At 55.5% G+C, this 7,812-nt stretch carries 8 protein-coding genes; all 8 read right to left on the reverse strand.

Translation table 11 applies throughout. The features are described from left to right. On the reverse strand, positions 1–149 hold a 149-nt coding region (locus tag B2R48_RS05490), incomplete at its 3' end, for a succinate dehydrogenase, cytochrome b556 subunit (RefSeq protein WP_422664285.1). A gap of 368 nt (positions 150–517) precedes the next feature. Continuing rightward, entirely contained in the window at positions 518–1,624 is a 1,107-nt protein-coding gene (locus tag B2R48_RS05495; RefSeq protein ID WP_296998617.1) for an endonuclease/exonuclease/phosphatase family protein, read from the reverse strand. Between the two features lie 102 nt (positions 1,625–1,726). Beyond that, positions 1,727–2,776, reverse strand: coding sequence for a MaoC family dehydratase (locus B2R48_RS05500; protein WP_296998619.1), 1,050 nt, complete (start codon positions 2,774–2,776; stop codon positions 1,727–1,729). Between the two features lie 122 nt (positions 2,777–2,898). After that, positions 2,899–3,777, reverse strand: a complete 879-nt coding sequence (locus B2R48_RS05505; RefSeq protein WP_296998621.1) for an HpcH/HpaI aldolase/citrate lyase family protein — start codon at positions 3,775–3,777, stop codon at positions 2,899–2,901. Positions 3,778–3,953: 176 nt separating this feature from the next. Further along, positions 3,954–5,102, reverse strand: coding sequence for a serine hydrolase domain-containing protein (locus B2R48_RS05510; RefSeq protein ID WP_296998623.1), 1,149 nt, complete (start codon positions 5,100–5,102; stop codon positions 3,954–3,956). A 69-nt stretch (positions 5,103–5,171) separates the two neighbouring features. Next, the gene (locus tag B2R48_RS05515) at positions 5,172–5,504 is read right to left on the reverse strand and encodes a hypothetical protein (RefSeq protein WP_296998625.1); all 333 of its coding nucleotides are present in this window, start codon (positions 5,502–5,504) and stop codon (positions 5,172–5,174) included. A gap of 39 nt (positions 5,505–5,543) precedes the next feature. Beyond that, positions 5,544–6,107, reverse strand: coding sequence for an EndoU domain-containing protein (locus B2R48_RS05520; protein WP_296998627.1), 564 nt, complete (start codon positions 6,105–6,107; stop codon positions 5,544–5,546). Positions 6,108–6,136: 29 nt separating this feature from the next. Further along, positions 6,137–7,513 (reverse strand): ATP-binding protein, encoded by a 1,377-nt coding sequence (locus B2R48_RS05525; protein ID WP_296998629.1) that lies wholly within the window; start codon positions 7,511–7,513, stop codon positions 6,137–6,139. Between the last annotated feature and the right edge of the window lie 299 nt (positions 7,514–7,812).

Below are 7,812 nucleotides of genomic sequence, written 5' to 3' on the forward strand. Positions count from 1 at the left end.
GCGCCGGCACCAATCAGCCAGGACGCCAAAAATACGAAACCAATGGCAAGGCCGACACCCATCGCACGGAATGTGATGGACATCTTTGCCGTCATCGGAAGCCGGTACACCTGCAAGTGCGGAGACAGCGGCCGATTGGCTTTGCTCATAGCGGAAATGCCTCTTCTCAAAGTAGCTGGCGGGAAAGCAGGGTTTATTTACCCATGCAGCGGGTTTGAGTCAATCTGAACCCCTTTTTAAACCAAAGATTTCAGCGACAAAAACGTCTCAACTGCCTCCGTTAAACTACGTAGGTTGACCTCTCAGACACCGTAAACACCCTGCGGGATGGGTGCTGCGAAAGACACGGGTCATTCACTTACGGCGTAACGTGCTTTTAGCAATCGCACAATTAGACCTTCTTACGCAAGGAAACAGACTTGCGATCAGGTCCAACTCAAAGAGACATGAGGATTATTTCCCCCGTGATCAACGCTAGACCAGCATGTTTGCAACCATCTGATCGTTCTTGGGCTGGTCAATCCAGAACGGCCTGAAGGTAATCTGGCGAAAAATCTGTCCGCACTTCGCACCACAGCAATTTGTGGTCCGACATTTGGTGTTTGCGATAGTACCGTTTGAAATAATTGATCTTCTGATCGCGGTCCCGCAGATCACCGTCACTGTTGCGGTCAAATTGCGTACCCCAGACATCATCAAGATAATGTTCTGCATCCGCGTCACGATAGACGACATCAAACATGTCAAACACGCCAGATCGCAACAGCCGGAACCGATCATCCGCCAGCCGAAAAGCAATCTGGTCATAATGCTTGTTGCCTGTCAGGTTCGATGGCAACTCCTTGATGGGGGCAGGAACGATAAATCCGGCACTCTCCAGTGCCTCCATCGTTTTATGCTCGGGCGAGACGATGTTGAAATCACCAAGCAGGATATAATTGGCCGCCTTGCCATGGGCTTCCTGTTCGCGCACCTGCCGTGCTTTGAGGAATGACGCAATTTCGCGAATCTCATCGCGGCGCTGGGCCATCTCCGCGCTGGTGTCGGATGCATTGCCGTAAAAGATATGCACAGTGCAAAGCTTGAACCGAAACCATCCTGACTGAAACGCCACCGCAAACGGCGTGCGGGCAAATTGCACGTGATCCTTTTGCGTCTCGGAACTTCCGGGAATGGCGATCTCCTGGCCTTTGGGCAGTACAATTTCACCAGCCTCACGGCGGAACCAGACTTTTGATTTGCGATAAGCGAAAGCCAGTCGCTCGCTATTCCCCGGCCCGCCTTCGGTGGTATCCGTCACAATATAATCCCACGCACCACCAAGGTGATCGCGCATCAGGGCGTCAAGCGCATCAAGGTTGTCATTCACCTCTTGAATGGCGACCAGATCGAAATGATCGATGATTTCAGCGATATACATCATCGACTCGGTCTCACGGGTATAGGCCCCGCCATTGCCAAAATGCATCAAGTTCCAGGTCGCAAAACGCAGGCTCTGCGTTTCGGCCTCTGCACCTTCGATAATTTCCGATTTCAGGCGCGCCTTAAGACGCAGCAACGCTCCGGCCACAAAGCGCCGATGCACAGCGGGTTCGATATCCTGAATGGGTTTAACATTGGTCATCGCAAATCTGCCTGATCGTTCAAGGTGAATAAGAAAGCTTACCTTATTCAACCTTGAATTAAAGTTACAGTTTGCAAAACAACCTTAATGTGATCAGCCGGGTCAGCGCGGGATCAGCACCGTGTAGTCGAAATCAAGCAGCACATCAGACTGATATTTGCCATCCGCGCCCTTCAGCGGGAAGTCACTGGCCTGACGATCGCGCACCGCAACAAGGCGCAGGCGAAGTGCCCCCAGATCACGTCGACCGGGCACTTCAAATTTGCCCAGAACCTCGGACCACGCAAAAATCGTATCCCCGGCAAAGGCCGGATTGGCATGCGTCCCGGCATTGATCGCTGCAATCCTGAATGCGTTGCCGAGGCCGTTAAATGACAGCGCCCGACACAGCGAAATGATATGCCCGCCATAAATCAACCGCTTGCCAAATCGCCCGCCATTGGCAGCGACCTGATCGAAATGGACCTTGGCCGTGTTTTGATAAAGCCGGGTTGCGATCTGATGTTCGGCTTCTTCAAGGGTCATGCCGTCGACATGATCAATCTTCTCGCCGACATAATAGTCATCCCAGCAATGGGGTGATCCCGCCAGCTGGGTTGAATAGCCTGACACATCCAGCCCGACCGGGATTTGAAAGGCCTCGGGCGCGACCACACCGGGCAACTCCGGCAAAACGGTTTCCGGGGCCGGTGCGCTTTCATCGCGCTTGCGCACCATGACCCAGCGATTGTAATCGAGGACCATCTCGCCGCGCTGATTGCGCCCGACGGAATTGACATACACCACACCGGTCTTGCCGTTGGAATTTTCCTTGATCCCGGTCACGGTGGAAACCGAACTGACCGTATCACCGGGATAGACCGGCACACCAAACACACCCCCGGCATAGCCCAGATTGGCCACCGCATTTAGCGACACATCGGGCACCGTCTTGCCAAACACCATGTGAAAGGCCAGCAAATCATCTACCGGGGCGGCCTTATAGCCGATGCTTTGGGCAAATTCGTCAGACGACTGCACGGCAAAGCGCGGGCCATACAGCCCGGTATAAAGCGCAACATCACCACTGGTGATCGTGCGTGGTGTGGCGTGGCGGATTTCCTGTCCGATCTGGAAATCCTCAAAATAATTGCCCGGATTGGTCTTTGACATGCGACTGCCTCCCCTGAAAGGCCGGTTTTTCTGTGAAATGCCGATGCGCGCCGCTTTGGCTGTCTTTGATGCAGCCATTTTTACCCGGCGCGAACCGTTTTGTCTGGCGACGACGAAGGCGCTTAGGCCCCGTCCATCTCTGCAATCAAATCTGCCATCGCGACCAGTTTCTTGGCCGACACCACATGAAGATTTTCAATCAGTTTGCCATCGACCACGACAACACCCTTGCCCGCCGCACTGGCTTCTTCATGCGCAGCTATGATTTTACGCGCCCATTCAATTTCGCCCTCTGCCGGGGCAAAGGCTTCGTTGGCCGCCGCAATGGTTTTGGGATGAATAAGCGTCTTGCCATCAAAGCCGAACTCGCGCCCCTGTTTGCAGGACGCCTCAAAACCGGCATCGTCAGACAGATCAAGATGCACACCATCAAGAATCGCAAGCCCATAGGCGCGTGCCGCCAACAGGCAAAGACCAAGGCTGGTCACCATCGGCAAACGGTCCGGGGTATGCACACAGTTCAGATCCTTGGCAAGATCGGACGTCCCCATGACAAACCCGCCCAAACGCGGATGCGCGCCGGCAATTTCCTTGGCATTGAGCATCGCAAGCGGGGTTTCCATCATGCACCAGATGGTCATGTCCGCATGTGCGCCTTCGGCCTCCATGATATTGGCGACCTGTCGCACCGTATCGGCACTTTCGACCTTGGGCAGCAGGATGGCATCAGCCGACGTCCTGGATGCCGCGACGATGTCGGCATAGCCCCACGGCGTGTTCAGGCCATTGGTGCGGATCTGGATTTCGCGTTTGCCATAGCCGCCCTCGGAAAGCGCACTGACAATCTGATCGCGCGCGCTATCCTTGGCATCGGGGGCCACCGCATCCTCAAGATCCAGAATAAGCCCGTCGGCCGGAAGGCTTCTGCCCTTTTCAAGGGCACGGGCGTTCGATCCCGGCATATACAAAACAGAGCGGCGCGGACGTGGGGCAGCAGCCATCAGGAATCTCCCATTTGATAATATTCGTACAATATTTGATATTTATTTTTACGAAAATTACCCAAACTCGCTTTTCACTGCAAGCCACTTTTTGCGGTGCGGCATAGCAAGCCAACCGTCGGCAAGGGAATCATCCGCCAATCAGAATAAATGGGCACTACCGCAGGAAGGTAACTCTATTCCGGCGTGCCAAACAATCCAGTCATCAGCATGCTGGTGACTGATGGCACCTCATTGAGCGCGCGGCCATTGGCGAGAAACACCACCAACGTGTCCTGCTCCGGAAACCAGGAAAACTCGGCCGAATAGCCAAAGTAGATCCCGTCATGCCCCCAGACCGGCCCCCAGTCGCTTGAACCGACCATAAGCCCGTAGCCATAAGACCCGTCACCGGCAAAAACGGTATCGGTTGTGGCGCGCGCCAGCGCATTTGGCCCCAGAAGCACGCCATCAACAAAAAGCGCACGGGCGAATTTGACCATATCCTCCGCCGTGGAAATCACCCCGCCATCGGCCAATTGATCACCCACGTCATAATCCGTGACGTCTTCAAGCTGCCCGTCGCCATTGGCATCATCAAAGCCCCGTGCAAGCAATGCGGGACGGGGATACCGGCCAAAGGATGTATTGATCATTTCGGCGGGTTCGAAAATACGCCGGTTAAACACCGCCTGGATATGGTCGCCCTCGACTGCCTCGATCATGACGCCAAGCAGGATGAAATTGCTGTTCGAGGCAGCATAATTCGTGCCCGGCGCAAAATAGGCTTCCCGATCCGCAATCAGCGGCAGCAACTCGACATTGCGCCAGCCATGCTGCGGGTCGCGTCCGACCAGCTCGAAAAAGAACTCGCCATCCAGATAATCGGGAATCCCCGAACTGTTGCGCAGCAAATCGCGAATGGTCGCGCGGTCGGCATTGGCAATGCGGTCGCGGAATTCTTCGGGCAGATATTTGTCAATCGGATCAGCCAGATCAATCCGCTTTTCGGATGCCAGTTGCAGGGTCACAACCGCTGTCATCATCTTGGTCAGCGATCCGATATAGAACTGCCGATCCCGCGTCATGCCGGTTTCGGGCCGGACACTGGCATAGCCGGTCGCGGCATAGCGCACATTGCCCTGGCCATAACCAATCGCCACTACCGCGCCAGGAAGTCCGGCATGCTCGACATATTGATGCAGGAATTTTTCCAGCGGGTCAGACGGCGCTTCCTTGGTGCTTGCGCTTTGCGCCAATGCGGGATGGCTCGCGGACATGACAAACGCCACCGCCAAAACCACCATCATCGCATAAGCGGGAATACGCCAGAATGCTGCGTTCAAATCGCTTTACCCGTTTTTCCCAAAACACCAAACCCGCGCCCACCTTCGGGCAAATTGCTTTCCGCCCGGTTAATCCGGACTTTCCAAGAGCCTTGATATCCATGCGTGCAAAGCCAGCTCCAGATCATCGGTCCGGACCGTCACCGGGCTTTCACCCGCTTCGTCATAAACCGGCGCGATGTCGGTTATGTCCGGCCCGACATTCAAGATGTAGGCATTCATTGCCATTTCCCAAGAGGCGTCAACACCCTGGCGCACCCGGCCAACGTGCGAAAGCACCTCTGCCGCCCATTGGTCCGCGCGCCCGATATCCATTACCAGACAGGCCGCAATACGATCATGTCCCGCATCATCGGCCAGTTTGCCCGGCCAGTCGGGTTGCGGAAAATCACCGGCTGTCATTATAAAAAACTCTCATCACCTGCCGCTTGCCACCCGTGATCAATACAGCGGAAAGGCCGTGTTGATATTGCCCGCATGCGCCCCGTGACTGAGTGTGGCAAAGGCAATGTAGAAACGCGCATCTTTTGATGGGCCAACGCAATATCCCGCCACCGATCCGCCTTCTGGCCGGTTAAACCCGCAAGATGCCCAATGCGGCGCCCCCGTCGGGCAGGCCACCTGATGGTCATAGGCATGAATAATGGATTTCTCGACCTCTGCCTGACTGCACCTGTCGGGGAACATTGTCGAAAACTTCGATGGGTCGGGTCCATCGGGGTTCACCAGTGTGATGGTCGCGCCATAAACGCCACTGGCATTTGGCGCTTGCGTGATCTTCACATCCGCGACACTTGCCGGATTAATGCCATCCGGGCGGGAATGAAACCCCTTGGCCCGATTGCCATCGACCTCGCCGCAAAAGACATGTTCGATATTGATCGGTGGTGTGGTGTCAGTCCAATGCGGATCGGCAGGGCAGGCAACCTGTGACTGGGCAAACGCAATCCCCGGCAAAACCATCCCGGCAAGAAAACAGAGGCAAATCCGTAAAAGCCCAACCATCAAAGACCTCCTTTGCCGCGCACCACAATTCAAAGCTGCGAAAATTCAAGCCCGATACGAAGGGCCAGCACACTGGCCGGCTCAAAGCGCATCGGCACCCCGCCAAGCTTGCCGCCATGCCATTGCGCCTTGGTCAGGACAAACGCCCCAAGCGGCAGCGCATGACTGCCCCGGAAATTGACAAGGGCACGGATTTCCTTGGGCTTGCGGATCGCCTCATCGCGCCACAGGCAGTGATAGGCAAAAAGTGGCGTGCCGGACCGGCGATCAAGGAACACAAACGGCACCTCATATTGCCCCCAGCGCGCGTAATACAGGCTTTCCATGCCCACGCTCGAGGTCAGAAACTGTGTCTGGATCGCGGTTTCGGCCAAACGCGTGATTGTCGTACTGTCGGATGCCCGCCCGCCAATCAACCCGGTGCGAAGGCCCGGATGGATCAGATGGACCTTGAACGCCACCGCGCGCTGGAACGGTTTGGCATCCTGATCCACACGTTCAAGACGGCGCACCAGCCAGGCACTTTCAAGATATTCCAGATACCGCCGCAGCGTGTTCTTGGCGATATCAAGCTCGCGCGCCAGCGTTTCAATCGAAAATTCCGACCCCGTATTATAGGCCAGAAGCGCAAACAACCGATGCAGGTCCGAGGGGCTTGAAATACCGTGCAGCCCCGGCAAGTCGGAATGCAGTGACCGGTGAATGGCCCCGGCCTCGCCATTGGCATCGTGAAAGCCGCCTTCATTGATATAGTCTTCAAACAAGTCGTTAAGTTGAACCAACCCGTCCGGCACATCAGCCGTATAGCGCCCGACATTGGGCGTTTCGGGCAAGACATCACTCGGCGCGATGCCCTTTTGCTCCAGATACTCGGCAAAGCTGAACGGGGGCAAAAACAGGCTTTGAATATATTCAACATTATCGCCCGCCGGGGCCAGCGCACTGACCGCCACCACGCGCAACATCGGGTCGGCCGCCAGCAGTTTGATCAGGCTGGCCTCCCAATCGCGCTGATAGGATACCTCGTCGATAAACAGCCAAAGCGGATGATCAGCCGAAATGCCGCGCATGGAACGCAGCAATTTTGGCAAACGCGGCAGGTCTATTTCCAGAAACAGCGGATGTTCCAGCGACACATAGCAAACATGGCGACGCGGCGTATCGGCATTCAAAAGTTCCGACACGGCTTGGCGCATCATCACGGTCTTGCCGACCCCGCGCGGACCGGTCAGCACCAGCGCCTTCTGCCCGTCATTCTTTTCAATTGCCGCCCAGAATCGCTTGAAAAACGCCCGTTGTGGCAGGCCCTGCACCTGCTCATCGGTAACGCCATCCCACCACGGGTTATCAAGCATCAAACGATGCAGAAAATCCTGTTCCCCGGGATGTTCGATCATGGTCGCCATATGAATTTCCCCAAAACGCTGTCTGCCCTATAGCTGGATATATGGGCAATTTTCCCGACTTTGCCGGGAAAACCTTTAAATTAGGTATAGTGATAAACGCTATTTGGGAGTTTTTCTGCAAGAACTTGCAAACAAAAGAAAAACCGGACTGCATTGGCAATCCGGCTTAACTGTTTGACGACGGTCCTTCGGGTCAAGACCCGTGCTAACGCGAGGGGGGATTGGGGTAGCTTATAAAACCGTCGTCAATCTCGGTTGCTGAACAATGCCTCTCTTCGGATCGTCATTCCCGCGAAGGC

The organism is Thalassospira sp. UBA848, assembly GCF_002295455.1.
GTDB lineage: Bacteria > Pseudomonadota > Alphaproteobacteria > Rhodospirillales > Thalassospiraceae > Thalassospira.